The 26149-nt window shown below is 72.1% G+C and carries 25 protein-coding genes; 6 read left to right on the top strand and 19 right to left on the bottom strand.

What is annotated here, in order from left to right; all coding sequences use genetic code 11:
• Positions 1-184 precede the first annotated feature (184 nt).
• Complete coding sequence (locus ACIQOU_RS25280; RefSeq protein WP_401539237.1) at positions 185-2104, bottom strand: hypothetical protein; 1920 nt, start codon at positions 2102-2104, stop codon at positions 185-187.
• A 181-nt stretch (positions 2105-2285) separates the two neighbouring features.
• Between ACIQOU_RS25280 and ACIQOU_RS25275 the strand changes: the two genes are divergently transcribed.
• Positions 2286-2690, top strand: coding sequence for a hypothetical protein (locus tag ACIQOU_RS25275; protein WP_401539236.1), 405 nt, complete (start codon positions 2286-2288; stop codon positions 2688-2690).
• A 123-nt stretch (positions 2691-2813) separates the two neighbouring features.
• Here ACIQOU_RS25275 and ACIQOU_RS25270 read toward each other — a convergent pair whose 3' ends face one another.
• The 7 genes from ACIQOU_RS25270 to ACIQOU_RS25240 form a co-directional block, all read right to left on the bottom strand.
• On the bottom strand, positions 2814-4361 hold the full coding sequence (locus ACIQOU_RS25270) for a DUF1996 domain-containing protein (RefSeq protein WP_401539234.1): 1548 nt from the start codon (positions 4359-4361) through the stop codon (positions 2814-2816).
• A gap of 269 nt (positions 4362-4630) precedes the next feature.
• Entirely contained in the window at positions 4631-5629 is a 999-nt protein-coding gene (locus ACIQOU_RS25265; RefSeq protein WP_401539232.1) for an SDR family oxidoreductase, read from the bottom strand.
• 102 nt (positions 5630-5731) lie between these two features.
• Entirely contained in the window at positions 5732-6334 is a 603-nt protein-coding gene (locus ACIQOU_RS25260) for a winged helix-turn-helix domain-containing protein (RefSeq protein ID WP_401539230.1), read from the bottom strand.
• A gap of 554 nt (positions 6335-6888) precedes the next feature.
• On the bottom strand, positions 6889-7917 hold the full coding sequence (gene glnII, locus ACIQOU_RS25255) for a glutamine synthetase (RefSeq protein ID WP_401539228.1): 1029 nt from the start codon (positions 7915-7917) through the stop codon (positions 6889-6891).
• 271 nt (positions 7918-8188) lie between these two features.
• Positions 8189-8866 (bottom strand): hypothetical protein, encoded by a 678-nt coding sequence (locus ACIQOU_RS25250; RefSeq protein WP_401539227.1) that lies wholly within the window; start codon positions 8864-8866, stop codon positions 8189-8191.
• Positions 8867-8958: 92 nt separating this feature from the next.
• Positions 8959-9333, bottom strand: coding sequence for an ArsC/Spx/MgsR family protein (locus ACIQOU_RS25245; protein ID WP_401539225.1), 375 nt, complete (start codon positions 9331-9333; stop codon positions 8959-8961).
• Positions 9334-9372: 39 nt separating this feature from the next.
• Positions 9373-9708 (bottom strand): hypothetical protein, encoded by a 336-nt coding sequence (locus ACIQOU_RS25240; protein WP_401539223.1) that lies wholly within the window; start codon positions 9706-9708, stop codon positions 9373-9375.
• Between the two features lie 329 nt (positions 9709-10037).
• On the opposite strand from ACIQOU_RS25240, the gene ACIQOU_RS25235 reads away from it, so the two are divergent.
• On the top strand, positions 10038-10352 hold the full coding sequence (locus ACIQOU_RS25235; RefSeq protein ID WP_401539675.1) for a hypothetical protein: 315 nt from the start codon (positions 10038-10040) through the stop codon (positions 10350-10352).
• A 404-nt stretch (positions 10353-10756) separates the two neighbouring features.
• Here ACIQOU_RS25235 and ACIQOU_RS25230 read toward each other — a convergent pair whose 3' ends face one another.
• On the bottom strand, positions 10757-11944 hold the full coding sequence (locus tag ACIQOU_RS25230) for a winged helix DNA-binding domain-containing protein (protein WP_401539221.1): 1188 nt from the start codon (positions 11942-11944) through the stop codon (positions 10757-10759).
• 170 nt (positions 11945-12114) lie between these two features.
• On the opposite strand from ACIQOU_RS25230, the gene ACIQOU_RS25225 reads away from it, so the two are divergent.
• The gene (locus ACIQOU_RS25225; RefSeq protein ID WP_401539220.1) at positions 12115-13455 is read left to right on the top strand and encodes a DUF2252 domain-containing protein; all 1341 of its coding nucleotides are present in this window, start codon (positions 12115-12117) and stop codon (positions 13453-13455) included.
• Positions 13456-13508: 53 nt separating this feature from the next.
• On the opposite strand, the gene ACIQOU_RS25220 is transcribed toward ACIQOU_RS25225, so the two are convergent.
• The 4 genes from ACIQOU_RS25220 to glnA all read right to left on the bottom strand — a co-directional run bounded on the left by ACIQOU_RS25220 (position 13509) and on the right by glnA (position 17095).
• Positions 13509-14087: a hypothetical protein gene (locus ACIQOU_RS25220; RefSeq protein WP_401539218.1), complete on the bottom strand. Its 579-nt coding sequence runs from the start codon at positions 14085-14087 to the stop codon at positions 13509-13511.
• 1 nt (position 14088) lies between these two features.
• On the bottom strand, positions 14089-15003 hold the full coding sequence (gene htpX, locus ACIQOU_RS25215; RefSeq protein ID WP_401539216.1) for a zinc metalloprotease HtpX: 915 nt from the start codon (positions 15001-15003) through the stop codon (positions 14089-14091).
• A gap of 199 nt (positions 15004-15202) precedes the next feature.
• Positions 15203-15460, bottom strand: coding sequence for a hypothetical protein (locus ACIQOU_RS25210; RefSeq protein WP_401539214.1), 258 nt, complete (start codon positions 15458-15460; stop codon positions 15203-15205).
• Between the two features lie 225 nt (positions 15461-15685).
• On the bottom strand, positions 15686-17095 hold the full coding sequence (gene glnA, locus ACIQOU_RS25205) for a type I glutamate--ammonia ligase (protein WP_401539212.1): 1410 nt from the start codon (positions 17093-17095) through the stop codon (positions 15686-15688).
• Between the two features lie 197 nt (positions 17096-17292).
• Here glnA and ACIQOU_RS25200 point away from each other — a divergent pair, with 197 nt between their 5' ends.
• Positions 17293-17760, top strand: a complete 468-nt coding sequence (locus ACIQOU_RS25200; RefSeq protein WP_401539210.1) for an RDD family protein — start codon at positions 17293-17295, stop codon at positions 17758-17760.
• A 125-nt stretch (positions 17761-17885) separates the two neighbouring features.
• On the opposite strand, the gene ACIQOU_RS25195 is transcribed toward ACIQOU_RS25200, so the two are convergent.
• The 4 genes from ACIQOU_RS25195 to lipB all read right to left on the bottom strand — a co-directional run bounded on the left by ACIQOU_RS25195 (position 17886) and on the right by lipB (position 21258).
• Entirely contained in the window at positions 17886-18587 is a 702-nt protein-coding gene (locus tag ACIQOU_RS25195) for a DUF4191 domain-containing protein (protein ID WP_401539208.1), read from the bottom strand.
• Positions 18588-18723: 136 nt separating this feature from the next.
• Entirely contained in the window at positions 18724-18939 is a 216-nt protein-coding gene (locus ACIQOU_RS25190; RefSeq protein ID WP_401539206.1) for a hypothetical protein, read from the bottom strand.
• A 270-nt stretch (positions 18940-19209) separates the two neighbouring features.
• Complete coding sequence (lipA, locus tag ACIQOU_RS25185) at positions 19210-20175, bottom strand: lipoyl synthase (RefSeq protein WP_401539204.1); 966 nt, start codon at positions 20173-20175, stop codon at positions 19210-19212.
• A gap of 282 nt (positions 20176-20457) precedes the next feature.
• Positions 20458-21258 (bottom strand): lipoyl(octanoyl) transferase LipB, encoded by an 801-nt coding sequence (lipB, locus tag ACIQOU_RS25180; RefSeq protein ID WP_401539672.1) that lies wholly within the window; start codon positions 21256-21258, stop codon positions 20458-20460.
• 236 nt (positions 21259-21494) lie between these two features.
• Between lipB and ACIQOU_RS25175 the strand changes: the two genes are divergently transcribed.
• Positions 21495-22970, top strand: coding sequence for a regulator (locus tag ACIQOU_RS25175; RefSeq protein ID WP_401539202.1), 1476 nt, complete (start codon positions 21495-21497; stop codon positions 22968-22970).
• Between the two features lie 138 nt (positions 22971-23108).
• On the opposite strand, the gene ACIQOU_RS25170 is transcribed toward ACIQOU_RS25175, so the two are convergent.
• The gene (locus tag ACIQOU_RS25170) at positions 23109-24470 is read right to left on the bottom strand and encodes an NAD(P)/FAD-dependent oxidoreductase (RefSeq protein ID WP_401539200.1); all 1362 of its coding nucleotides are present in this window, start codon (positions 24468-24470) and stop codon (positions 23109-23111) included.
• Between the two features lie 177 nt (positions 24471-24647).
• Entirely contained in the window at positions 24648-25550 is a 903-nt protein-coding gene (locus tag ACIQOU_RS25165) for a TIGR01777 family oxidoreductase (RefSeq protein WP_401539198.1), read from the bottom strand.
• A gap of 72 nt (positions 25551-25622) precedes the next feature.
• Here ACIQOU_RS25165 and ACIQOU_RS25160 point away from each other — a divergent pair, with 72 nt between their 5' ends.
• Positions 25623-26111, top strand: a complete 489-nt coding sequence (locus ACIQOU_RS25160) for a GNAT family N-acetyltransferase (RefSeq protein ID WP_401539197.1) — start codon at positions 25623-25625, stop codon at positions 26109-26111.
• Positions 26112-26149 lie beyond the last annotated feature (38 nt).

The raw sequence follows: 26149 nt of genomic DNA, 5'->3' as shown, positions 1-26149 counted from the left end.
TACGGCCAAGGGTGTTCACACTTTCAGCACGATTCGATCACTGCACCCCCGCGCCACGCAAATCCCCGACGGCCCCTCCCGCCGGGCGCCCGCGAGGGGATTCCCGGGCGGCCCATCTCGCCTTCCAGCAAAGGCCGTTGACGGATTTCGCGCAACCCCGGCGGCACCTTCAGGTACCCCGGACTCACCCCAGTCCGGCCACCGACCCGCCGTTCGTGAGGGTGCCCTTCAGCTCGGCGCGGGCGCCCTGCTTCGCCGCCGCGATCAGCACGTTGCCCCGCGCGGTGGCGTGCAGACCGCCGGTCGCGGCGATCGACGCGGTGTCCTCGCCCCCGGCCGCCAGCAGATACCAGTGGCCGCCCTCCGACTTCCACAGCACCCCGGCCAGCACCTGCGGATCGCGCGGCCCGCACGCCGGGACGTCCTCGGCCTTCGCCGCCACCGCCGCGTACGTCCCGCCCGGTTGCAGGAACTGCGCCAGCACCCGGGTGCCGTCACCCCGCCAGGTCTCCGCCCGCGTGCACACCCACCGCGCGGCCCCGCTCCCGTCCGGCAACGACTGCCGCGCGTACGCCCAGGCGTTCACACTCCGCACGCCCGCGGAGCGCATCTCCGCCAGCGAGCAGGCCAACGGCGACCAGGTGCGCAGCGCCGACGCGCCGGACGCCGACGACGTCCCCTCGGGGCCACCGGCGGTGAGGCTCGCCGGGAGCAACTCGCCGAGGTCGGTGAGGAGATGGCTGCCGGTGCCGTCCGTCAGCTGGAGCACGTTCCACTGGGTGCAGGCGCCGGTCGCGAGCGCCGAGCTGGCCAGCGGGGCGGCCACACCGCCGGTCAGCGCCAGGCCGGTCGCGGCGGCCGACGGTTTCATCAGGTCACGGACGGCGGCCTTCTTCACCCAAGGCGCCGTCAGATAACGGACGTTGCCGTCCGCGCGGCCCAGCACCAGCGCGCTCGCCCCGGTGCGGTCGGCGCCGTCGACGCGGGCGAAGTCGAGGGCGGCGCCCTGGGTGCCGTCCTTCGGCTCGGCGTAGCGGACGATGCGCAGACCGTCGTAGAGGATCACCACCCGGGCGCTGTCGACCGTTCCCGCGTACAGGAGTTGGGGCGGTCCCGAGGGGCCGCCGGACGGGGTGCCCGGGGTCGCGGAGACCTGGACGCGCTCACCCGGCCTGGCCCACACCGCGAGCGCCCGCCTCAACAGGCCCGAGTCCTTGGTGAGTTCGCCGCGCGCCGGCCACACCGAGAAGTCGGTGCGCGCCGACCTCTCCCAGGCGGTCGGCGCGGCCCGGGTCAACTGGGCCGGGTCGAGGGCGGCTTGCGCTGCCGGGTTCTGCGCGTAGGGAGGTGCGGCGGCGCCGTCGGGGCCCCAGCCGTCGCCGGGCAGCAGGATCAGCGCCCCGCACACCGCGAGGGCCGCCGCCGCTGCCAGGGCCGCCTTGGTGTGCTGGCGGCGGCGCATCAGATCGGTGGGCCGGGCCTGGAGCGCGCAGGGGTCGAACTCGGGGGAGCCGAGCAGCACGTACTGCGCGGGCACGGTGTCGGCCTCGCGCAGGGCGGCGGCGGAGTCCTGGACCCGGGCCGCGTCGAGGACCCGGCGCACCTCGGCGTCCGTGAGGCCCTCCAGGCCCCGCAGGACGTAGCCGGCGCGGGCCGGGCCCGACAGGGTCGACAGGCTCTGGTCCAGGGCGAGTTCGTCGGCGCCGCCGGAGTGCGGGAAGAGCCGCAGACCGCGCACCAGGGGCAGCAGCGGCGGCAGTTGGGCCCGTTTGGGCAGCGCCCGGAAGCTGAGCGGCGTCCCCGCCTCCAGCGCCGTGCGCAGGACCCGCAGCCGGACGAGGGCGTACCCGGGGTCGCCGTCCCGGCCGGTCGCCTGGCCCGGGATCACCGGCGTCGCGGTGCGGCCCCGGGGCAGGGCGCGCTGGGTGAGGGCGTGCGCGGTCACCACGCGCCGGTTGCGGCCGAGGCTGGGCGGAAGCACCAGGTAGGCCAGCCGGACGAGCCGCGGATAGTGCTCGACGAGCGCGGCCTCGGCCTGCTCGACATCGACGGCCGGATCGGCGGAGGCGGGTGCGGGGCGCGGGGCGACATCCTGTGACTGCACGTTCAGCAGAACGAGCGAATCCTCCGATGGTCACCCCCAGTTGAACGAGGCCCAGGTCACCCGGGTCGCTTTCACCCATGGATCACGTGAGCGCGGCCCTAGGGTGAGTCGGGCGGGGCGCGCAGACGTATCGAAGGGGGACGGGCCCCTCGTCGGGGCTGGAAAGGGACCGGAGGAACAGATGAGGCTGACCCGACCGATACGCGCCATGGCCGGCGCCGCCGCCGTTCTCGTGCTGGCGGGCTGCGGGGCGGGGGAGCAGCAGACCAGCACCGTGCCCCCGACCGCCCAGGGCAGCCTGGAGAGCCTGGCCGCCGCCGTGAAGTGCGCGCCGGACATGCAGACCGACGCGGACGAACTGCGGCAGGCCCTGTGCAAGAACTCCGACGGCACGTTCGTCCTCGCCACCTTCGCCACCGACCGAGGCCAGCGCGAGTGGATCAACGAGGCCAAGGACTACGGCGGTTACTACCTCGTCGGCCGCAAGTGGGTGGCCGTCGGCGACGACGGCGTCGTCAAGGCGCTGCGGGGCACGCTCGGTGGGGACGTCGAGATCGGCACCGACCACTCGGAGCACGGGAGTTGACCGACCCCGTCGGCGCGGCGGACACGGAAGCGGGCGGTGGGAAGAATCCCACCGCCCGCTTCCGCCGTTCCGGACCGTCAGCTGTGACGGGCCGTCAGGTCACCAACTGGGCTGCCAGTCGGGTCACTTGCACTTCTTGCCGGAGTTGACGCAGCTGGCGATCTTGTTCGCCAGGTTGCCGGTCGTGACGCTGATGAAGTCGTCGTGGTCGGTGGCCGCCTTGTGCAGCTGCTCCGGGAAACCGTCGACCGCGTAGGCGTTCGTCACCTGACCATTGGCGACGACCGGGGGCGTCACCTGGTAGACCAGACGCATCGTCAGCTGCGGGATCGCCTTGAACCCGTTGGCACAGTTGCCGGCCGCGTCGGCGTAGGCCACGTGGTCACGGTGGTTGGCGCTGTCGGTGTTCTGGCCGTCCCAGCAGCTCTGGAACGCGAACGTGCGGACCATGTTGCTGCCCTGCGGGCAGATCGGGTACTGCTCCGTCAGCTGCACCTTGTTCTCGAAGCCGGTGCAGGACCAGTGCGCGTTGGCGTTGGCCAGACCGTTGGTCGTGGTCTTGGCGTCACCGGTGATGATGCGCAGGAACTGCGGCATCGCGACAACCTTGCTCTTCGCGTTGCCGACGTACTTGATCTCGGCCTGGAGCGGCGTGAGGATCTTGCCGACGTTGCCCTCCTTGCCACCGCCGTCCGCGTTCTGGTCGAAGTCCTGCGTGCCGTCCTGGACGCGCACGACCGGCCAGTAGTACGACGACAGGTCGCTCTTGTTGGCGCAGCTGGTGCCGCCCTGGAGGAACGTGTCGTTGCTGGCGAACGCGTTGACCTTCTGGTTGCCGACGTAGTCGTGCAGGTGGTGGGCGCCGTTGGCGACACCGGGCGCCACGATGACGTTGTCGGTGTTGTGGTTCTTGTTCTCGTTCACGCCGCAGCTGGTGGTGAACGTGCCCGTCGAACCGCCGCGCTTGGTGCGGGCCTTGGCGGACACGTTCTTCTGGACCTTGGTGATGTCCACGAAGTCGGCCGCCACGGGGCCGTTGCCGGCCTGGCCGCCGATGTTGCCACCGGCCCCCGCGTCGCCACCGGCACCGGCGTCACCGGCTCCGGCGTCGCCGCCGTTCTGCCCGTTGCCGTTCTGCCCGTTCTGGCCGTTGCCGTTCTGGCCGTTGTTGTTGCCCTGACCGCCGCCGGCGTTGGTCTCGTTCGCGGACTGGGTGGTGCAGGCGGCGAGTTGGGACAGCGTGGTGTCGAACGTGCCGCCGACCCGCTGGACATCGATCCTGATCCGGTCGATCGTGGCGGTCCGCTTGTCCTTGAGGGGGCCGACGATCGCGTTCTGGACGAAGCTCGCGTCGTTCGTCTGCGCCTGGCGCGTGGACGCGAGACGGGCGTAGGCCTCGGTGATCTGCTTGTCGAGGGTGGCCAGTTCCTTGGCCACACCCTGGGCGGCGCCACTCGGCACGTTCGTCAGCTTCTGACCGACGTCCGGGCAGGAGATCGTGGCCACGGTCGCGGCGGCGGACTTGGTCTGGTTCTGCGCCGAGTCCGACTCGTGCGCCGAGGCGTCGAAGTTCGCCCAGAGCAGCCCACCCCCACCGAGCGCTAGGGCCGCGGAGGCGGCAACGGCCTTGGCGGCCAGCGGCATACGGCGTTTCCGTGTGTTGCTTCCCATGGAACTCCTCTGACTTCCTTGCGGGCTTGGCGGGGCATCTAGGCGCCCGACAGGAGTGAAGCGGCGCCCATTGGTACGAGACCGGTCCCGCCGGTGTTCAGCCGTCACAGGAAAACATCAGAGTTTTCCCCCTCCCGGACCCCGCAACCCCCTTGTGAGCAGGGGAAGTTCAGGAAAATCAGGTTCCGCCGCCGCAGTCGCCGTCCGCCGACGGAACGCGCCGAATGTCGCCGTCCCGCACCTCAGATCCCGGTTTGGGTTCGTCCGCCTCAGATCCCGGTCTGCGTGCCGAGCACCTTCGCCTCCTTCTCCGCGTCGAGCCCGACCTTCCCCGGCGTGGGCGGCACGGCGCCGCCGAGGGAGCGCAGCCAGGCCCAGGTGTCGGCGGCCGTCTCCGTCACCGGGCGGCAGACCAGCCCGGTCGACAGGGCGCGGGAGACGTCCGCCGCGTGGAGGGCGTCGTGCAGATCGCTGCCCGGCGGCACCCACACCGGGAGTTCCGTCCAGGGCGCGATCCCGGCGCCGAGCAGGACCTCCGGGGGCGTCCAGCGCAGCGCCGCGTCCGAGCCGGTGACCGCGACGCACGCGTCCAGCAGCGTGCCCATCGTCGCGTGTCCCCGCGGGCTCATCAGGTTGTACGGGCCGCTCAACTCCCGTTCCAGCGCCCCGAACACCCACTCCGCCAGGTCGCGGGCGTCGATGTACTGGAGGGGCAGTTCGCGCGGGCCGGGGGCGAGGACGGGGCCGCCGCGCGCGACGCGGTTCAGCCACCAGGGGAGGCGGCCCACGTTCTCGTACGGGCCGAGGATCATCCCGGCCCGCACCAGAACGGAACGGTCCGCGCCGAAGGCGTCGATCGCCGCGAGTTCGCCGCCCCGCTTGTCCCGCGCGTAGTCGGTGAGCCCGGCGTCCGGGTCGGCGCCCTCGACGACGGGCGCGTCCTCGGCGTACCCGGCGGGCGGCGCCCACGTGTACACCGAGCAACTCGACACATACACATACCGTGCGGCCCGGTCCCGCAGCAGCCGCGCCGCGTCCCGCACCGCGCGGGGCGCCCCCATCCAGGTGTCGACGACGCCGTCCCAGTCGCCGTCCGCGAGCCCGGCGAGCCCGTCGGGTTCGGTGCGGTCGCCGCGCACGCTCCGCACCCCGGCCGGGGCGGGCCGCCGCCCCCGGTTGAGGACGGTCACCTCCCAGCCCCGTTCGAGGGCCCGCTCCACCACGACCCGCCCGAGGAAATCCGTTCCGCCCAGCACCAGAAGTCTCATGGGGGCGACTCTGCCGGGCGGCGCGGCCACAGGGAACGGGACTCTGCCGAGGGCAGAGTCCCGTCTGCCGTCCGTCCGTGCGTGCCGTGCCGTGCCGTGCCGTCAACGGTCCTTCGGCGGCGTGTACTTGTAGCCGACCCGGCGGACGGTCTGGATCGTGCGCCGGTGCTCCGCGCCCAACTTGCGGCGCAGGCGCGCGACATGGACGTCCACCGTACGGCCGTCGCCGACATGGCCGTAGCCCCACACCGTGGTGACCAGCTGATCCCGGGTGTGCACCCGGTGCGGGTTGGTCACCAGGTGGGCGAGCAGCTCGAACTCCAGGTAGGTGAGGTCGAGTTCACGTCCTTCGACGGCAGCGGTGCGCCGCACGGTGTCGATCCGGACCAGCGGATCACCGTCGGCCGCGGCGACGCCGGGGGCGCCGGGACCGTCGTTCGGCGTGGGCACCGCCACCGGCAGGAACGGCGGCTGCTGGTCGGCCGGGACGAGCACCAGGTAGCCGATCATCGGCGGGCGGCCCGGCAGCGCGGGCAGGGTGTGCTGCGGCGCGGGCAGCCAGGTGGCACCCGGCGGCAGGAAGTCCGCCATGTCCACGACCTCGTCGCGGTCGACGGCCCGCAGCCGGTGCCGGGCGGCGGGCGCGGGGGAGGCGGCGAGGTCGGTGGGGTGAGCGGCGGTGGTGAGAGAACGAGGGGTCGCCATGAGACGTCAGCTCTTTCGCGCGAGGAGTTCGTCGGGGAGTCCGACGGCCGCGATTCGTGGTCGGGGTCCGTCAGGGACGTACGTCGTGTCGCGCCGGCCGAAGACCGGGGTACGGCTTTAGAGGGCCGGCGCGTTCCTCGCGCGGCAACACACCCGGTCGAAGTCGTGGTGCTGACGGGACGGCCAGAAGGGCTCCAGGTCATGGCGACCCGTCGCGCTGCATTTCTGGAAGCTGGCCATGGGCCCATTGAAGCAGACACCGGCCCCGGACAGGACCCTCCTCTCAAGGGTTGGACGCCTTCTTGACGCGAACCCACCACCCCGCCCCGTACCCCACCAGGAGTAGGGGTTATCCCGTACCCCGGCAGGAGTAGGGGTCATCCCGTACCCCGGCAGAACTACGGGACCCCCGTACCCCTCCAGACCTACGGGTCGCGTCAACGGCGGGACAGGCGCCGTCGACCGCACGAAGGGGGCGCCCACCGTGACGGTGGACGCCCCCTAGGGGAAGTGCGGGTCGATCAGACCTGGCCCGACCTTCTGGACCTGGTCGATCAGACCTGGCCGGCCTTCTCCAGCGCCGAGCAGCAGGTGTCGACGATGAGGCGGGTCACCAGGTACGGGTCGACGTTGGCGTTGGGACGGCGGTCCTCGATGTAGCCCTTGCCGTCCTTCTCGACCTGCCACGGGATGCGGACCGAGGCGCCGCGGTTGGAGACGCCGTAGGAGTACTCGTTCCACGGGGCGGTCTCGTGCAGGCCGGTCAGACGGTCGTCGATGCCGGCGCCGTAGTGCTTGACGTGGTCGAGCGGCTTCGAGCCCTCGCCGAGCGACTCGCACGCGGTGATGATCGCGTCGTAGCCCTCGCGCATCGCCTTGGTGGAGAAGTTGGTGTGCGCGCCCGCGCCGTTCCAGTCGCCCTTGACCGGCTTCGGGTCGAGGGTCGCGGAGATGCCGAAGTCCTCGGCGGTGCGGTAGAGCAGCCAGCGGGCCACCCACAGGTGGTCGGAGACCTCCAGCGGGCCGACCGGGCCGACCTGGAACTCCCACTGGCCGGGCATGACCTCGGCGTTGATGCCGGAGATCGCGAGACCGGCCTTCAGGCAGTTGTCCAGGTGCGCCTCGACGACGTCACGGCCGAAGATCTCGTCGGCGCCGACACCGCAGTAGTAGCCGCCCTGCGGGGCCGGGAAGCCGCCCTTGGGGAAGCCGAGCGGGTAGCCGTCCTGGAAGAACGTGTACTCCTGCTCGATGCCGAAGATCGGCTCCTGCGAACCGAACTTCTCGGCCACCTCGGCCAGCGCGGCGCGGGTGTTGGAGGAGTGCGGGGTGAAGTCGATGTTCTGGACCTCGCACAGGACGAGGATGTCGTCGCCGCCGCGGATCGGGTCCGGGCAGGTGAAGACCGGGTTGAGGACGCGGTCCGAGGCGTGGCCCTCGGCCTGGTTGGTGGAGGACCCGTCGAAGCCCCAGATCGGCAGGTCGGCACCCTTGGCGGAGTCGTCAAGAATCTTCGTCTTGGAACGCAGCTTGGCCGTCGGCTCGGTGCCGTCGATCCAGATGTACTCAGCCTTGAAGCTCACGGGGGCCACATCCTTCGGGGGTGTGTCTAGGCGCACTGGCGGGTGCTGCGGCGCTGCGGCACTGGGGCGCCGCGTTCGAATGCGGGCAGCCTGTCAACAGGCGGTTTCCCGGCCGTTGCTCGAATGTGAACCCCGTGTTACCCGGCCTGGGTGTGCCGCGAGTCACGGGCCGCGCCGCCGCCCGGCTCGTATGCGACCCACAGCTCCCGCACGGGTGGGCGACGGCGGGCCCGGTCCGACGCCGTGTCCGCCGGACCGGGCCCGCCGGACCTCACCCCACCTTCTCGATCAGCGCCCGGCGGATCAGGAACTTCCCCGGCTCGCGGACCTGCTCGAAGGCGGCGTCGTTCAGCAGCGCGCAACTCCCGGAGACCGACGTCACCTTCACCGTCGTGGACTTGGCGTTGTCCAGGTTGGTGACCTTCAACGTCGTCCCCGCCGGGAACTGGTTGCTGGACGCGGCAGGCGCCCCCGCCTCACCCGAGAGCGTGACGGTGGACCCCGCACAGACCTGCTGACCGGAGACCCCGGGATCGGCGGGGTCGGCGGGATCAGCGGGGTCGGTGGGACCGGCCGAGGGAACGGCCGAGTCGCTCGGGGTCGGCTGCTCCGGCTGCGCCGCCTGGGAGTCCTGAGCCGACTCCCCAACGCTGCAACCGGACGCCTGCTGCTGGACCTTGATCTGCGCGATCACCGCTTCCCGGTTGGCGATCCGCGCCTCGGACTGGGCGTCGGGGGCCGCCCGCTGCCCGTCGATGAACGTCTGGTTGGTGCCGAGCGCGGTGGCGAGACCCTGGCAGACGGTCGAGTCCGCCGCCGACAGGGTCCGGGGACTCGACGCGGCGTTCGAGGTCGCCGCCAGCGTGAAGGCCCCGCCTCCCGCCACCGCCGCCGCGCCCACGAGCAGCGCGACCGTCTTCTTCGTACCGAGCGTTCTCCTGCGCGGCATGCGCGCCTCCTGAAGAGCTGGGGGAGTGTACGCCGCTAGGTACGAGATACCGAACGGCGCTGCTCACCCGTCGCCCGGACCGCTGAAGTGGCCTACGTCACAGGGGAGTTGCGGGACAGGGCGTCCCGGACGGCCTCCTCGGTGCGGGCGACCAGCGCCGACCCGTCGTCGGCCGTGATGATCGGGCGCTGGATCAACTTGGGTTGCCCGGCAAGCGCCTTGATCCACCGCTCCCGTGAACTCCCGTCCCGCGCCCACTCCTTGACGCCGAGTGCCTTCGCGTCCGCCTCCTGCGTGCGGGCGATGTCCCACGGCTCAAGACCGAGCCGCGCGAGAACGTCCCTGATCTCGTCCTCGCTCGGCACGTCGTCCAGGTAACGGCGGACGGTGTAGTCGGCGCCCTCGGCGTCGAGCAACGTGAGCGCGCTACGGCACTTCGAGCACGCCGGGTTGATCCAGATCTCCATGCGCGCCACGGTACGGGAGGGGCTCGGGGCGCGGCCGGATCACGCGGGGTGCGCCACCGCGACCTTCTGCAACTGCACCGCGGCCAGCAGGCTCAGCTGCGGCTCCGCCTGGCGCAGCGCCCGCACGGCCCGCACCGAGGTGATCTCCCCGTCGTAGCCGACGGCCGTCAGCCGGGCGCGGACCCAGTCGGCGCGCAGCTTCTCCTCGGTGGCCTCGGCCACGGACTCGACGAGGGCGAGCGCGCGTTCCAGGCCGGGCCGCTCCTCGGGCGGGGCGTCGGTCAGTGTCTGGCGCAGCGCGGCGGCGATCGGCTCGGTGTCCCGGATCACCAGCACGGCGTCCCGCTTCTTGCTCGGTCCTGCGAATTCCGTCATACGGCCATGGTGTCGCCCCCACTGCGGAAGACCAAACGGCTTGAGCGGGATCAGAGCCTCGGCCTCCGGCGGCAGGCGCCCCCCGACGTCGGGCCGGCACTCCTGAACGCCCTCTGGAAACCCACCCTGTTCGAATTGGCGCCGCCACTCCCGCGCCCCGCGGGGCAGCCGTGGCGAGCCCGAAATTACCTTCCCCACCAGGGGGTTCACGGGTTCTCGGGGCCGGTCCGTTGTCAGTGGTGGGCAGTAGAATGGGGGCAGTGTTCGAGGGAATCGCCGGGGGCGTCGTGGCCGTCGGTGAGCACCCTGACCGCACCAGGAGGATGCCTGTGCCCGCTGCCGCGCTGACCCCGAAGCCGTTGCCCACCCAGTCGACCGTCCAGCATCCGCTCCCGCTCGACCTGCCCTACGCGCCCGTGGAGAAGCGGCCGTTGCCCGCCGGGCGGCCGAGGGAGTGGTACCTCACGCACAACCGCCGCCTCAAGGCGATGCGGCTCGCCATCGCCCTGCTCGACCTCGGCGTCCACGTCCCCGACCAGGCCCGCAACGACACGATCCGCGGCGCCGCCGAACTGATCGGCGTACGCCCGCCGTCGGACACGACGTGCGACATGGTCCGGGCCCTGATGCGCTACTCACGTTGACCGAAGGCCCGGAGGCGCGCCGGCTTGCGAGCGGCCACCTCTGGGCCAACGTCCTTGCGGTGAGGGCGACTTGGACCAGCGGACGAGGCTCGGCGTCACCGAGCCGATCCCGGCGGAGGACGCGAGCCGATCCCGGCCGGGGCGCGAGCCAGGCCGATTCCGGCGGGGGCGCGAGCCAGGCCGATCCCGGCCGGGCAATCCCGGTCTCGGCACGGCCAGTTGGCGCCCGCCGAGTGATGCCGCCGGAGCGGAACCCGTCGGCGGTTCCCTCAACTCCCGCTCCCCGAAGGGCAATTCCCGCCTTCCCGAAGGGCAACTCCCGCCTTCCCGACCGGAACGGAAAACGACCGTCAAACCCCGTTCCCCGCCCGGTCAGCCCCCGCAGCCGCCCCCAACTCCCGCGCTCACCCGCTTAGTTCCCGTTCCGCCGGGGTTCGCATGCGTGGGGTGACGCGGGCCGGGCCCAGCCAGGTCCGCAGTCGGGTCACCTCCGCGTCGATCGCCGTCTCCGCCTCCCGCCCCACCCCGCCCGGCACCAGCGCGCGCCACGTGAGGTCGCCGTCCGGGCGCTGGGCCCAGGCGCCCACCACACGGCCGTTCCACCACACGGTCGGGCCGACGTTGCCGCTGTAGTCGAAGAGGGGTGCGCGCAGGTCAGGGGCGAGATACCAGTCGCGCTGCCGCCAGCCCATCGCCGTCGGGTCGAGGGCGGGCAGCAGGGCCGCCCAGGGTCCGGCGGGAGCGGCCACCGGGCCGGCGTCGTCGGCGGTGACGTAGGCCGGGCCCTCGTCCACCGTGACCTCCCGCGCCCCGATCGCCGCCAGCGCCCGCCGCACATCGGTCACCTTCCAGCCCGTCCACCACTTCAGGTCGGCCTCGGTGGCCGGGCCGCAGCAGGCGAGCCAGCGGCCCAGCAGCGTCGACTGGGCCTCGGGGACGGCCAGTTGGGGATGGCCGGGAGCCACCGCCCAGCGGAACTGGTTCGACGTCCACGACCCCAGCGGCCGCCCCCTGACCACCTTGCCCTCCAGGCCGAGCACCTTCAGCAGCCGGGTCGAGACGGTGTGCGTGCCCGCGTAGCTCTTACCGGTCGCGTACCCGAACTGTTCCTTCAACCTCGGCTCGTCCAGGGCGAGTTCGACGGCCGTCGCCTGTCCCCGGCGGGCCAGCGCGGCGAGCGCCGACTCCTCCACCGCCGTCAGCCAGGCCGCGTCCGGCGCCCCCGCCTTCGCCATGTCCTTGAGCAGCGTGGCCCGTTCACGCGCGGCGATCGTGAGCCCCGTCGAGGCGTGCACGACAGCCGTGAGGTCGGCCGGGAACACGAACACCGTGTGCCGCATCCCGTGCATCCGCAGCAGGGTGCCGTCCGTGTAGAGGGCGCGCTCGGTGCGGGCGACGGTCTGTGCCGCGTCCGCGAGCCGCGCACCCACCGCCAGATACACCGTCGCCGGGTCCGTGCCGTGCAGGGCGACCAGCGAACCGGCGACCTCCTCCGGGCTCGCCGCCCGGGTGTCCGGGGTGAGCCGGTGACGCAGGGCGAGCCGGGACCGCCGTTCCGTGGGATCGATGTACCGCCGTGTTTCCCCGCCCATACCCGTCTCCCACCGTTCTAGAGTCCCGACATTGTCCACTCCCCCCGGCAGGCTTCACCCGAACGACGGCCTCCGCATGCGGGGGACCCCGCGCGCGCCTTGACTGCGATCAGGAGGCGCGCGGCGGGAGGCGGGATGAGCGGACGGTGCGGTGGACGGCGGTGGCGGGCATGAACACGCCCGCCGGGCGGGCCGAGCGCGGCCGGGCCGCCCGCAAACGCGTCCCCCGCTCCGGACACGCCGGCTGGCTCCCCTCCGTCGACCGGGCCGACCCCGTCGCCGTGCTGGAACGGCAGGGCCGCGACCGGCTGCCGGAGCTGCTGCCGATCCGGTACGGGCGGATGTCGGCGTCGCCGTTCGCGTTCCTGCGCGGCGGGGCCGCCGTGATGGCCGCCGACCTCGCCTCCCGCCCGCACACCGGCCTCACCGTCCAGCTCTGCGGCGACGCCCACCTCCTGAACTTCGGCCTCTACGCCTCACCGGAACGCACCCTCCTCTTCGACCTCAACGACTTCGACGAGACGTTCCCCGGCCCCTTCGAGTGGGACGTCGAACGCCTCGCCGCGTCCGTCGCCGTCGCCGGACGCGAGAACGGCCACGCCGACGCCAAGGTCCGCCGGGCCGTCGTCGAGACCGTCGCCGCCTACCGCACCGGCATCCGGCGGCTGGCAGGCCTCGGCGAACTCGCCGTCTGGTACGAGCGCATCGACGCCGACAGCCTGCTGCCGCTGGCCCGCTCCGCCCGCCACCGCCGCCAGGTCGCCTCCAGCCTCACCCGGGCCCGCCGCCGCACCAGCCTCCAGGCGCTCGGCAGACTCACCGAGACCGTCGACGGACGCCGCCGCATCGTCCAGGACCCGCCCCTTCTGGAACCGGCCGGAGTCTCCGACATGGCCGCCCTGCGCAAGATCTTCAGCGACTACCGCTCCACCCTCGCCGAGGAACGACGGCTGCTCCTGGACCGGTACCGGTTCGTCGACGCGGCCCGCAAGGTCGTCGGCGTCGGCAGCGTCGGCACCCGCTGCTTCATCGTGCTGCTGGCCGGTCGGGACGGCGACGACCCGCTGTTCCTCCAGATCAAGGAGGCCCGCAGCTCCGTCCTGGAACAGCACCTGCCGACCGGCCCGTACATCCACCCGGGCCGCCGGGTGGTGGCGGGGCAACGGCTGTTGCAGGCGGCCGGCGACATCTTCCTCGGCTGGATGACGGGGCCGCAGGGGCGGGCGTTCTACTGGCGCCAGCTGCGCGACATGAAGGGCTCGGCTGACGTGGCCGGGATGAGACCGGGCGACCTGCTGGCGTACGCGCGGCTGTGCGGCACCGCCCTCGCGCGGGCGCACGCCCGCTCAGGGGACCGGATCGCCATCGCCGCGTATCTCGGCGGCTCCGACACCTTCGACCAGGCCGTCACCGACTTCGCCCTGCGCTACGCCGACCAGACGGCCGCCGACCACGCGGCCCTGGGCGTCGCCGTCGCGGCGGGGGTGATCCGGGCGACGCCGGAGGTGTGAGGCGGGGCGCTGCGGAACCCCGTGAAGGAGAGTCGGCCCGTGACTCACGTGGCTCAGATGCCGGGGGCGCCCCAGACCGGGAACCACCGGCTGAGGTCCTGCTCCATCCGCAGGTCGCCACCGAGGGCGGCCTTCACCCGCAGCTCCAGCGCGTTGTCCCGGCGCTGCCCGCCCCCGCCCACCGGCGCGAACGGGAAGAACGTGCCGCGCTTGTACAGATACACCAGCGCGAGACTGCGCCCCTCCGGGTCACGGAAGCCGGCCAGCGAGCACAGCAACTGCGGTCCAAAGCCGTTCACCTCCATCGAACTGTTCACCGCGTGCAGATCGTTGACCAGCAGCGGGAGCTGGTCGGGGGCGCGGCTGGAGACCAGCCACGAGTACCCGTACTCGTCCTGGCGCAGCTCCACCGGCGGCCCGTCGCGCTCCGCGTCGAGCAGGGCCTGCACCTCGCGATGCGTCTGCTCGAAGGCCGCGCCCTCGACCGTCGCGAAGCACACCGCGCCGTCGCCGGTCGGCGTGAAACCGGCCGCGGCCTCAAGGGTCACGGCCGCCGACGGCAGCGCGAACAGCTGGTCGAGATCCGGCAGGGCCGGTTTCGTCCGACCCAGCAAGATGTCCAGAAAGCTCATGTCACGCCTTTCCGGGCGTCGCGGCCTCACCCAGCTCGGCGGAGATCCGCCCCAGCTGGTCCAGACGCGTCTCCAGGGACGGATGGGTGGAGAAGTACCGCGCGAGACCGGGCTCCTTGCCCAGCGCGGGGGAGAAGTAGAAGGCGTTGAACGCCTGGGCTGTGCGCAGGTCCTTGCTCGGGATGCGCGCGATGTCGCCGCTGACCTTGGTGAGCGCGGAGGCCAGCGCGGAGGGCTGCCCGGTGAGCAGGGCCGCGGACCGGTCGGCGGCCAGCTCCCGGTACCGGGACAGGGCCCGTATCAGCAGGAAACTGAGCGCGTAGACGGCGGCGGAGACGCCCAGGATCGCGCCGAACACGGCCAGCGTGTTCTGGTCCTTGCGCCCCCGGAACATCGACGAGTAGAACGCGAACCGCACCATGAGACCCGCCAGCACCCCCAGGAACGACGCGACGGTGATCACCGCGACGTCCTTGTGCGCCACGTGCGACAGCTCGTGCGCGAGGACGCCCTCCAACTCGGCGGGTTCAAGACGGCGCAGCAGCCCGGTGGTCACGCAGACCACGGCGTTGTTGGGGTTGCGCCCGGTCGCGAACGCGTTCGGCATGTCCATCTGCGAGACCGCGACGACGGGCTTCGGCATGTCCGCCACCGCGCACAGCCGGTCGATCACGCCGTGCAGCTCGGGATACGCCTCCCGCTCCACGACCTGCCCGTGCATCGCGAACAGCGCGATCCGGTCGGAGAACCAGTACTGCGCCCCCAGCAGCAGCGCGGCCACCACGACGACCAGCACCCACGACTTCAGCAACACGATGAGCGCGGCCACGAACGCCACGTACAGCAGCCCGAGCAGGAACAGCGTGAGCCCCATACGCGCCGTCAGGCGTCGGTCGCTCCGGAAGCGGCTCTGCATCTGGATCACCCCGCAGTCAGGCACTCGCCCTGACCTCCAGTGTGCACCCGCGCACGCCCATGAAGTGGTCCCGATCAGCCCTAGGAGCTGCAAAAGCTACCTGTGGGTACCCGCAGCTCAACGGGGCTCCCGACCCCCGAGCCAGGATCGCACCGCCCGGCCCGCGCACCCGCGCACGCCGGGGGCGCACTCACTCCGTCTAGTACGGCGCGCGGACCTGTGCCCAGCCCAGCAGCACGATGATCCCGGCGACGGTCCCCAGCACGATCACCGTCGACACCCAGGACGACCGGCGCGCACCGACCGGCTCCGGATCAGCCCGGAACGGCTGCGGCTGCGGAGGGTTCTCCTTCCACCGCGCGGCCAGCATCCGCGCCCGGGCCGACGGCTCCTTGTGCACGGCGTCATCCACCCACCGCAGATCGAACTCCCGCTCCCCGCCGTCCCGTTCAGCCATCCCCGTATCCCCCGAGTCTCCCGTCGAACACCAGAACAGAAAACGATACGGGAGGAGACGCCCGGCAAAAAAGGGGAATATCCGCGTCCGTTCTCACCGCTGACCTCCGCCCACCTCCGGGGGCACCACAAAGGCCGCCACCCCGGTGAGGGGCGGCGGCCTTCGCGTCGCTGCGGCGAGGAACGGGGGAGCCGTCGGGCGGCTCCGGTTTCCCGGACGTCGTCTTTAGACGTCGAAGTACAGCTCGAACTCGTGCGGGTGGGGGCGGAGCTGGAGGGGGGCGATTTCGTTGGTGCGCTTGTAGTCGATCCACGTCTCGATCAGGTCGGACGTGAAGACGTCGCCCGCGAGCAGGAACTCGTGGTCCGCCTCCAGACGGTCCAGGACGGCCGGGAGCGAGGTCGGGACCTGCGGGACGCCCGCGTGCTCCTCGGGGGCCAGCTCGTAGAGGTCCTTGTCGATCGGCTCGGCCGGCTCGATCTTGTTCTTGATGCCGTCCAGGCCGGCCAGGAGCAGCGCCGAGAAGGCCAGGTACGGGTTGCCGGAGGAGTCGGGCGCGCGGAACTCGACGCGCTTGGCCTTCGGGTTGGAGCCCGTGATCGGGATGCGCATCGCGGCGGAACGGTTGCGCTGCGAGTACACCAGGTTGACCGGCGCCTCGAAGCCCGGCACCAGACGGTGGTAGGAGTTCACCGTCGGGTTGGTGAACGCCAGCAGCGACGGGGCGTGCTTGAGGATGCCGCCGATGTAGTAGCGGGCCATGTCCGACAGACCCGCGTAGCCGGCCTCGTCGTAGAACAGCGGCTGGCCGCCGGTCCACAGCGACTGGTGGACGTGCATGCCGGAGCCGTTGTCACCGAAGATCGGCTTCGGCATGAAGGTCGCGGTCTTGCCGTTGCGCCAGGCGACGTTCTTCACGATGTACTTGAAGAGCTGGAGGTCGTCGGCCGCGGCGAGCAGCGTGTTGAACTTGTAGTTGATCTCCGCCTGGCCGGCGGTGCCGACCTCGTGGTGCTGGCGCTCGACCTGGAGGCCGGACGCGGCCAGCTCCAGGGAGATCTCCGCGCGCAGGTCGGCGAAGTGGTCGACCGGCGGGGTGGGGAAGTAGCCGCCCTTGTAACGGACCTTGTAGCCACGGTTGTTCTCGACCGCACCGGTGTTCCAGGCGCCGGCCTCGGAGTCGATGTGGTAGAAGGACTCGTTCGCCGAGGTCTGGAAGCGCACGCTGTCGAAGACGTAGAACTCGGCCTCGGGACCGAAGTACGCGGTGTCCGCGATACCGGTCGACGCGAGGTACGCCTCGGCCTTCTTGGCCACGTTGCGCGGGTCACGGGAGTACTGCTCGCCCGTGATCGGGTCGTGGATGAAGAAGTTGATGTTCACGGTCTTGTCGCGGCGGAACGAGTCCACGCGCGCCGTCGACAGGTCGGCGCGGAGCGCCATGTCGGACTCGTGGATCGCCTGGAAGCCGCGGATCGACGAACCGTCGAAGGCCAGCTCCTCGTCCGGGTCGAACGCCTCGACGGGCAGCGTGAAGTGCTGCATCACGCCCGGCAGGTCGCAGAAACGGACGTCGATGAACTTGACGTCCTCGTCCGCGATGAACTTCTTTACCTCGTCGGCGTTCTGGAACATCCAGCTCCTCCTACTCCCGACCGTCCCGCCGGGGTGGTAGTTAGTTCGTGCGGCCAGTGCGGTGGCACACGCTGAGCACGACCCTAGGGACGCGTGATTTCTCCGGCGTGACCCATTTGTTTCGCACAAGTTAACCGGACCAAAGCCCCCGCACCCCTCCTGTCCGTATCCCGAAACGCGGGCAGTACGGTGGACGGGTGGACAAGAGGGAAGCAGTCGGCTCGTGGCTCTCGGGCCCCCGCGCAGCCGCCGAGGAAGCCGGTGTCGACTTCGGATACCGGGGAGAACGGCTCGGACTGCCCGAGGAGGGCCCCGGTTCGATCGCCCGCCCCGGCCGCCGGCTCGGCGCTCTCGCCGTCGACTGGGGCCTGTGCCTCCTGATCGCATACGGCCTGGTCACGGACGGCTACGACCACTCCACCGGCAACTGGGCGCTGCTCGTCTTCTTCGTACTGGGCGTCCTCACCGTCGGCACCCTCGGTTTCACGCCGGGCAAACGGCTCTTCGGGCTCCGGGTGGTCGGTGAGGGCACCGGCCGCGTCCATCCCGGCCGCGCCGTGCTCCGTACCGTCCTGCTCTGCGTCGCCGTTCCCGCCCTGGTCTGGGACCGCGACGGCCGTGGCCTGCACGACCGGCTCGCCCGCACGGTCGAGGTACGGATCTGACCCCTCGGGGGCCGGTCCGGAAAAGGTGACTCGAAAAGCTGGGAATCGCGCACGCGACTGAGGGGCCGTCCGGATGATTCCGGGCGGCCCCTCAGTCGTACGGTTCAGTCGTGCGGTTCGGTGCCTCAGCGGGCCTTGCCGCCACCCTTGGGGAGCTTCATGCCCTTGGGCATCGGGCCCTTGGGGAGGGGCATGTTGCTCATCAGGTCGCCCAGGGCGCGCAGTCGGTCGTTGGTCGCGGTGACCTGCGGGCCGGTCAGGACGCGGGGGAACTTGAGCATCGTCGTCCGCACCTTCTTCAGCGGGACCTGTCCCTCGCCCGTGCCGACGATCACGTCATGCACCGGGACGTCCGCGACGATGCGGGCCATCTTCTTCTTCTCGGCGGCCAGCAGGCTCTTGACCCGGTTCGGGTTGCCCTCGGCGACCAGGACGATGCCGGCCTTGCCGACGGCCCGGTGCACCACGTCCTGGCTGCGGTTCATCGCCACCGCCGGGGTGGTGGTCCAGCCCCGGCCGACGTTGTCCAGCACGGCCGCGGCCGCGCCCGGCTGGCCTTCCATCTGCCCGAACGCCGCCCGCTCGGCCCGGCGCCCGAACACGATCGCCGTCGCGAGCAGAGCGAGGAACAGGCCCAGGATGCCGAGATAGATGGGGTGACCGATCAAGAAACCGATCGCGAGGAAGACACCGAAGGTGACGATTCCGACAGCCGCGAGTACAAGACCGATCTTCGTGTCGGCCTTGCGGGTCATCTTGTAGGTCAGAGCGATCTGCTTCAGTCGCCCGGGGTTCGCAGCGTCCGCTGCGGTTTCCTTCCTCGCCATGTCCGGAAGTCTACGTGGCCCCAGGAGCGCCGACGACGGCAGTGCCCGGCGAGCGAGGTCGGGCGCCTCCTCGGGGCCTCTTCAGGAGGGGTCCGCAGGCCGTTGCGGAGGCGTTCGCGAGAGGTTCAGCGGGGGGTCACGGGTGGACCGAGAGGGACGACCCGGAGAGGGTCTGGTCTATGACGCGCTGCGTCTCGACCCGGTCCTTGGCGCGACGACGGTCCTCCAGGACGGACGTCCACGCGTTGCGACGAGCGGTGCGCTGGCCTCCACCCATCAGCAGCGACTCGACGACCCGGAGAGCGTCGGTGACGGACGGAATGGCGGTGGCGCGAACGGGCGCGGCCTGCATGGCGGGGGTCTCCCTCGGGTGCGGAGTGCGCGGGTGTACGTGGCGTGAGTCCAGCGTCACTGACTGGTGTTACCAGGGCGTGACCGACCGGTCAAACGCCCATGAAACCTGGGTGCGCGGGGCCGAAACGGTGACGCGGCCCCGGCGTACGCCCTCATCAGCGAGGACGGCCAGGACCGCGTCGGCGTTGGCTGTTACCAGCCGGTATCCACTTGTGCGCGAATTCACACGGGCCCGGTGTGCCCCTTCACGCGCTCCCGGTGCGCCCGTTCACACCGCCTGCGCGGCGATGTACGTGCCGCGCTTCTCGACGGCCATCTGGTAGAGCCGCCCGGCGCGGTACGAGGAGCGCACCAGCGGGCCCGACATCACACCGGAGAAGCCGATCTGCTCGGCCTCCTCCTTCAGCTCCACGAACTCGTGCGGCTTGACCCAGCGCTCCACCGGGTGGTGGCGCACCGTCGGCCGCAGGTACTGCGTGATCGTGACCAGCTCGCAACCCGCCTCGTGCAGCTGGCGCAGCGCCTCGGTCACCTCCTCGCGGGTCTCGCCCATGCCGAGGATCAGGTTCGACTTGGTGACCAGACCCTGGTCGCGGGCCTCCGTGAGCACCTTCAGCGAACGCTCATAACGGAAACCGGGGCGGATGCGCTTGAAGATGCGCGGCACGGTCTCGACGTTGTGCGCGAACACCTCGGGGCGCGACGAGAAGACCTCCGCCAGCTGCTCCGGGACCGCGTTGAAGTCCGGCGCGAGCAGTTCGACCTTGGTGCGGCTGGCCTCGCGTCCCGCCGTCTGCGCGTGGATCTGGCGGACCGTCTCCGCGTACAGCCAGGCGCCGCCGTCCGCGAGGTCGTCACGGGCGACGCCGGTGATGGTGGCGTAGTTGAGGTCCATGGTGACGACGGACTCGCCGACCCGGCGGGGCTCGTCGCGGTCGAGGGCCTCGGGCTTGCCGGTGTCGATCTGGCAGAAGTCGCAGCGCCGGGTGCACTGGTCGCCGCCGATGAGGAAGGTCGCCTCGCGGTCCTCCCAGCACTCGTAGATGTTCGGGCAGCCGGCTTCCTGGCAGACCGTGTGCAGGCCCTCGCTCTTCACGAGGTTCTGCATCTTCGTGTACTCGGGGCCCATTTTCGCCCGGGTCTTGATCCACTCGGGCTTGCGCTCGATGGGGGTCTGGCTGTTGCGGACCTCCAGGCGCAGCATCTTGCGTCCGTCGGGTGAGACTGCGGACACGACCGCTCCCTAGCGATTGATTCTTCGGCGATCCCTAGGGTACGCCCGTGGTTTTAGGGGCCTGGCTTCGGTGCGGCCCCTCAAGCTCCCCGGCGGGGTGCTCGGTGCTGACCTGCGTTGTCGCTGCGCCGAAGACCCCCTGGGGGCTGCGCCCCCAGACCCCCCCTTCGGCCCTGAACGGGCCTCGTCCTCAAGCGCCGGACGGGCTGGATGTGGCTGGCCGGCGCTCCTAGGTGCCGGAGGGGCTGGAGGTGGCTGGGCGGCGCTCCTGGTGTCAGAGGCCTACACCGGAGTCCTCTCCACGGCCCTTGGGGTCAGTTCTGCGGTCGTGAGGATCTCGGTCAAGTGGTGTTCGACCACCGGGAGCACCTCCTCGACCGTGATGTCTCGGGAGAGTTCGTCGGCGAGGGACGCTACGCCCGCGTCGCGGATGCCGCAGGGGATGATGCGGTCGAACCAGCGGTTGTCGGGGTTCACGTTGAAGGAGAAGCCGTGCATCGTGACGCCCTTGGCGACGCGGATGCCGATGGCGGCGATCTTGCGGTCCTCGCGGCGCTGGCCCGCGTTGGAGGGGGCGTAGTCGGGGCCGTCGAGGCGGGGGTCGAACTCGTCGTCGGTCAGGCGGGGGTCGAAGTCCAGGGCGAGGCCGCCGGTGGGGGACGGGCGCTGTTCGACCGGGTCGCCCAGCACCCAGACGCCGCTGCGGCCCTCGACCCGGCTGGTGGCCAGGCCGTACTCGGCGCAGGTGCGGATCAGGGCGTCCTCCAGGCGGCGGACGTGGGCGACCACGTCGACCGGGCGGGGCAGCTTCTGGATCGGGTAGCCGACCAGCTGGCCCGGGCCGTGCCAGGTGATCTTGCCGCCCCGGTCGACGTCGACGACCGGGGTGCCGTCCAGGGGCCGTTCGCTGTCGGCGGTGCGGCGGCCCGCGGTGTACACCGGCGGGTGTTCGAGCAGCAGCACGGTGTCCGGCACCTCGTCCGCGAACCGGGCCGCGTGCACCCGGCGTTGCTCGTCCCACGCCTCCTGGTAGTCCACGGCATCCGCGCCGAATCCCATGCGGACGAACCGCAACCCACTCACGGCAAGCGCCTCCTCGGTGAACGCTGTCAGGCCTGTCACCCGCTCACGCCACTGTACGTCCGGCCGAACTCCGTCAGCCCGGGGGTCAATCCTCACACGATCGGATGAATGGAGGGCGAAGTCTGCGACGATCCGCTTACTCTCCGCTACATTCGCGCCGTTCGTGGGGCCAAAAGGGCTGCTCACACGCAATCCCGGCACTTCAGGTGTCCGGAAGGCAGGAGACCGCACCGCCGATGACGGAACGACCCGCGCAGCGCACTCCCAACCGCCAGCTCGCCGCGCTCATCGCAGAAGCGGGCTTCTCCAACGCGGGTCTGGCCCGTCGAGTCGACCAGCTCGGCCTGGAACACGGACTGGACCTCAGATACGACAAGACCTCGGTCACCCGTTGGTTGCGTGGTCAGCAGCCCCGGGGCACCACCCCCGCCCTGATCGCCGAGGTCTTCACCCGGCGTCTCGGGCGTCGGCTCACCGCGCAGGACCTCGGCCTCGACGCCTGTGCCCCGGTGTACGCGGGGCTGGAGTTCGCCGCCACCCCCGAGGAGGCCGTCGACATCGTCAGCGGGCTGTGGCGCAAGGACTCCGGCAGCCACGCCGAACTGCGGAAGATCGCGTTCACCCCGGCGGGCCTCGTGGTGCCCAGCCGGGACTGGCTGATCGGGCGCCCCGACGACAAGGTGGCCCGCGGCGACCACCACCTCCCGCGCGTCCCCGCCCAGGGCCGTCCCGGCGCCGCCCGCCTCCCCGCCCCGCCCGAACCCGGCGGACCCCCCACCCGCGCCCGGCACGGCGAACGCGGCCCGGGGCAGCGCGTCACCGGCGGCGACATCGCCGCCCTGCGCTCCGTCGGTGAACTCTTCCGCACCCTCGACGACATGTACGGCGGCGGCCACGCCCGTCAGGCCCTCGTCCGCTACCTGGAACACGAGTGCGAGCCGATGCTGCGCGGCAGCTACGGCGAACAGACCGGCCGTCGGCTCTTCGGCGCCGTCGCCGATCTGACCCGGCTGGCCGGCTGGACCTCGTACGACATCGCCGCGCACGGGCTCGCCCAGCGCTACTTCGTGCAGTCGCTGCGGCTCGCCCAGGCCGCCGGGGACCGGGCCTACGGCTCCTACGTGCTCGTCACCATGAGCCGCCAGGCCGTCTACCTCGGCCACGGCCGCGAGGCCGTCCAGCTGGCCCGGGTCGCCCAGCAGGGCGTCGGGACCAGCGCCCCGCCCGTCGTGCAGTGCCTGCTGCACGCCTCGGAGGCACGCGGGCACGCCGTGCTCGGTGAGGTCCGCAGCTGCACCGCGTCCCTGGTCCGCGCCGAACGCGCCCTGGAGGCCGCCCGACCCGGCGACGACGTGCCGTTCTGGGCCCGGTTCTTCGACGAGGCCCAGCTCGCCGACGAGTTGGCGCACTGCCACCGCGACCTCCAGCAGTTCCGCGCCGCCGCCCAGCACGCCGAACGCTCCCTGCAACTGCGGGCGCCCACCTTCGCCCGCAGCCGCCTGTTCTGCCGGGTCGTGCTCGCCACCGCCCGCCTCGGCCTCGGTGAACTCGACCAGGCCTGCCAACTCGGCGCCGAGGCCGCCGCCCAGGCCGCCGAGATGCGCTCGGTCCGCGCCGTCGAGTACGTCCGGGACTTCGAACGCCGGCTGGAGCCCTACAAGGACGCCGCCCCGGTCCGCGGCTACCGCGACAAGGTGGCCGCCCTGGGCTGACGGAGAGGGGAGGGTGGGGGTTCTTGTGCGTGGGGGGCGGTCGTACGGCGGCGGGGCCGGCCGGTGTTGTTCCGCCCGGTCCCGCCGCCGACCGTTACCCGGCCGTCGGTCGGCCTCCGCTCGTCCTCGTCCGCTCGCTCACGCCGCCTGTGCCCGCACCCTGCTGCTCGGCGGCTCCACGCGGTTCAGCGAACCCGCCGTTCCCAGGTCGCGCAGGATGGCCGCCGACGCGCGGTGGCCGGAGTGCAGGGCGCCCTGGACGGTGCTGGTGTCACGGTGGTCGCCGCAGACGTACAGGCCCGCCAACAGGCGCACCGGGCGGCGCAGATCGTGCGGTGGCCGCATCGCGGGGACGGCCTCGGCGGTGTGGTGGACGGCGAGGGTCTCCCAGCGGGTCGTCGAGGTGCCGTAGAGGCGGGCCAGATGGTCGCGGACGGCGTGGTCGACGTCCGGCGGGGGCGTGCCGAGCACCGTCGACGAGACGAGGGCGCGGCCCGCGGGGGCGCGGGACGGGTCGACGCGGCTGATCACCGCCGTGTGCGACACCGGGCCGCTGCGGTCCGCGTCCAGCAGCAGGGCCGCCCCGGTCCCGGGCGCCTCGTCGGTCGTGTGGTGCACCACCGTCACCGGGTGGAACGGCGGTACCCGCAGCCCCGGCAGCAACGCCGCCGCGGCCCGCGCGTCGGTGGCCACCAGCACCGCCCGGCACCGGAACTCCCCGTGCTCCGCCGTCGTCACGGTGTTCGTGGCGACGGACGTGACCCGCACCCCGGTGCGCACGGTGCCCGCAGGCAGGGCCCGCGCCAGCAGCTCAGGGAGCGCCTCGGCGCCGCCCTCCGGCAGACAGAGCCGGCCCGACGCGAAGGAGCGCAGCGCGAGGTCCGCGCACCGGCTGGACGTCGTCAGCTCCGGGTCGCACAGCAGGGCGGCGAGCAGGGGGCGCAGAAAACCGTCGACCGCGCGGGCGGGCAGGCCACGGGAGGCGAGCGCCGTCCCGGCCGCCGACTCCGGGCGCGCCAGCAGCCGTTCGACGGGCAGGCCCGCGAACCGGGCCAGCGCGGTGCTCAGCCGCGCCTGGTCCACGGCGGTGCCGAGCGGGCCCGCGGAACGGGGCCTGGGGGCCGCCGACGGGCGGGGCGCGTTCGCCAGGGCGCGCACCACGTTCAGTGCGCCCCGTGCGCCCCCTGTGTTGGCGGGGGGTCCCACCCGGTGGTGCCGGCCGTCCCCGTGCAGCAGGACACCCGGGGCGAACGGGCGCAGGACCAGCGCGTCCAGCCCGGGTGTCAGCCGTAGTTCGGGATACGCCGTCGACAGGAGCTGGCCGACCCGGTCCAGGCGGAACCCGTCGACCTTGTCGGTCGACATCCGCCCTCCCGGGTACGGGGCGGCCTCCAGGACCGCCGTGGTCACTCCTGCGCTGATCAGACGATGTGCCGCGGCGAGTCCGGCGACTCCGGCCCCTACGACGACGACGTCCGCCTGGTACGCGGGCTCAAGCACGTGCCCCTCCTCGCGATGCGCGGCCTGCCGGAGGCTCGGGTGCCCCCAACCGGCTTGTCGAATAGCCGAGTTCGGGACGAGGTTAGGCGCGCGGTGGGCCACCGGAAGTCGCGCATCGACAGGGCACGGTCGCACACCGGTCGCATACCCGCGCCGCACCGCCCGGCGCGGCGCGCCCTACGCCCGCAGGGCCGCCCGGATCGCCGACTCGACGTCCGGGAACGCGAACGAGAAGCCGGACGCCAGCAGCCGCGTCGGCAGCACCCGCGCGCTGCCCAGGACATCCCCGGCCATCTCGCCGAGCACCGCCCGCAGCACCGGCGCCGGTACCGCGCACAGCGTCGGCCGCCGCAGCACCCGCCCCATCGCGGCGGTGATCTCACGGTTCGTCAACGGCGTCGGCGCGGTCAGATTGAACGGCCCCGAGAGCCCGTCGGTGTCGATCAGATGCCGGATCGCCGCCACCTCGTCGTGCAGCGCGATGTACGACCAGAACTGCCGTCCGTCGCCCATCCGCCCCCCGAGCCCCGCCCTGAACAGCGGGAACAGCTTGCCCCAGGCCCCGCCGTCCCGGCCCACCACCAGGCCGGTGCGCGCGAACGCCGTCCGCACCCCCGCCTCCGCGGCCGCCGTCGCCGCCGCCTCCCACGCCACGCACAACGACGGCAGGAAACCGTCACCGGCGGGGGCGCTCTCGTCCACCGCGCGCCCCCCGGTCTCGCCGTAGTAGCCGATCGCGCTGCCGTTCACGAACACCCGCGGCTTCACGTCCAGGCCCGCGACCGCCTCCGCCAGCGCCGTCGTGCCCCGCACCCGGCTGTCCCGGATACGCGCCTTGTACGCGTCCGTCCAGCGGTGCCCCGCCACCCCGGCGCCCGCCAGATTCACCACGGCGTCGCACCCGGCCAGGCCCGCCACGTCCACCTGCCCGGCCTCCGGGTCCCACCGCACCTCGCCCGAACCCTGGGGCGCCCGGCGCACCAGCCGTACCACTGCGTGCCCGTCGGCGGTCAGGGACCGCACCAGGGCGCCGCCGATCAGACCGGACGCACCGGCCACCACGATTCGCGAACGTTCCATGGCCCCCATTCTGCGCGGCCGGTACGTAAAAGCCCGGTCGGCGTCCGGCGCACCCGACGTAGGCTGGCCGTCATGCCCGCGCCGTACCTCCGCCACGCCACCCTCGACGACGAGGAGACACTGGGCCGCCTCGACCGGCTCTGCTGGTCTGCGCTGCACGCCGTACAGCCCCGCCCGCAACCGCCGTACGAGCCCTTCTTCACCGACCGGTTCGGGCCCCGTGACCACCTCGTCGCCGAGTGGGACGGCCGTCTCGTCGGGTATCTCCGGCTCGGCCGCCCCACCTCCCTCGCCTGCAACGCGCACGTGCGGCAGATCATGGGGTTCCTCGTCGCCGAGGACGCGCGCGGCGCCGGGGTCGGGCGGGCGCTGCTGCGGGCGGCGCGCGAGGAGGCGCGCAGGCAGGGCGCACGCCGGCTCACACTCCGGGTCCTCGGCCACAACACGCCGGCCCGCGCGCTCTACGAGGCCGAGGGCTTCACCGTGGAGGGCGTGCTGCCCGAGGAGTTCCTCCTCGACGGCGCCTACGTGGACGACGTGCTCATGGGGTGCGCTCTCTGACCTGCTCGGCGTCGCCCGCGGCCCGCCGCCCCCGCACC

The sequence above is a fragment of the Streptomyces sp. NPDC091279 genome (assembly GCF_044757465.1).
Lineage (GTDB): Bacteria > Actinomycetota > Actinomycetes > Streptomycetales > Streptomycetaceae > Streptomyces.
Note: the sequence above shows the minus strand (reverse complement) of the source record. Positions and strands in the feature narration are given on the sequence as shown.

Bases quoted from the DNA above. Each gene is read 5' to 3' on its own strand.
- ACIQOU_RS25275 (WP_401539236.1), top strand. From the start codon at position 2,286: ATGAGGCTGACCCGACCGATACGCGCCATGGCCGGCGCCGCCGCCGTT.
- ACIQOU_RS25270 (WP_401539234.1), bottom strand. From the start codon at position 4,361: ATGGGAAGCAACACACGGAAACGCCGTATGCCGCTGGCCGCCAAGGCC.
- ACIQOU_RS25265 (WP_401539232.1), bottom strand. From the start codon at position 5,629: ATGAGACTTCTGGTGCTGGGCGGAACGGATTTCCTCGGGCGGGTCGTG.
- ACIQOU_RS25260 (WP_401539230.1), bottom strand. From the start codon at position 6,334: ATGGCGACCCCTCGTTCTCTCACCACCGCCGCTCACCCCACCGACCTC.
- ACIQOU_RS25250 (WP_401539227.1), bottom strand. From the start codon at position 8,866: ATGCCGCGCAGGAGAACGCTCGGTACGAAGAAGACGGTCGCGCTGCTC.
- ACIQOU_RS25245 (WP_401539225.1), bottom strand. From the start codon at position 9,333: ATGGAGATCTGGATCAACCCGGCGTGCTCGAAGTGCCGTAGCGCGCTC.
- ACIQOU_RS25240 (WP_401539223.1), bottom strand. From the start codon at position 9,708: ATGACGGAATTCGCAGGACCGAGCAAGAAGCGGGACGCCGTGCTGGTG.
- ACIQOU_RS25230 (WP_401539221.1), bottom strand. From the start codon at position 11,944: ATGGGCGGGGAAACACGGCGGTACATCGATCCCACGGAACGGCGGTCC.
- ACIQOU_RS25225 (WP_401539220.1), top strand. From the start codon at position 12,115: ATGAACACGCCCGCCGGGCGGGCCGAGCGCGGCCGGGCCGCCCGCAAA.
- ACIQOU_RS25220 (WP_401539218.1), bottom strand. From the start codon at position 14,087: ATGAGCTTTCTGGACATCTTGCTGGGTCGGACGAAACCGGCCCTGCCG.
- htpX (WP_401539216.1), bottom strand. From the start codon at position 15,003: ATGCAGAGCCGCTTCCGGAGCGACCGACGCCTGACGGCGCGTATGGGG.
- ACIQOU_RS25210 (WP_401539214.1), bottom strand. From the start codon at position 15,460: ATGGCTGAACGGGACGGCGGGGAGCGGGAGTTCGATCTGCGGTGGGTG.
- glnA (WP_401539212.1), bottom strand. From the start codon at position 17,095: ATGTTCCAGAACGCCGACGAGGTAAAGAAGTTCATCGCGGACGAGGAC.
- ACIQOU_RS25195 (WP_401539208.1), bottom strand. From the start codon at position 18,587: ATGGCGAGGAAGGAAACCGCAGCGGACGCTGCGAACCCCGGGCGACTG.
- ACIQOU_RS25190 (WP_401539206.1), bottom strand. From the start codon at position 18,939: ATGCAGGCCGCGCCCGTTCGCGCCACCGCCATTCCGTCCGTCACCGAC.
- ACIQOU_RS25175 (WP_401539202.1), top strand. From the start codon at position 21,495: ATGACGGAACGACCCGCGCAGCGCACTCCCAACCGCCAGCTCGCCGCG.
- ACIQOU_RS25165 (WP_401539198.1), bottom strand. From the start codon at position 25,550: ATGGAACGTTCGCGAATCGTGGTGGCCGGTGCGTCCGGTCTGATCGGC.
- ACIQOU_RS25160 (WP_401539197.1), top strand. From the start codon at position 25,623: ATGCCCGCGCCGTACCTCCGCCACGCCACCCTCGACGACGAGGAGACA.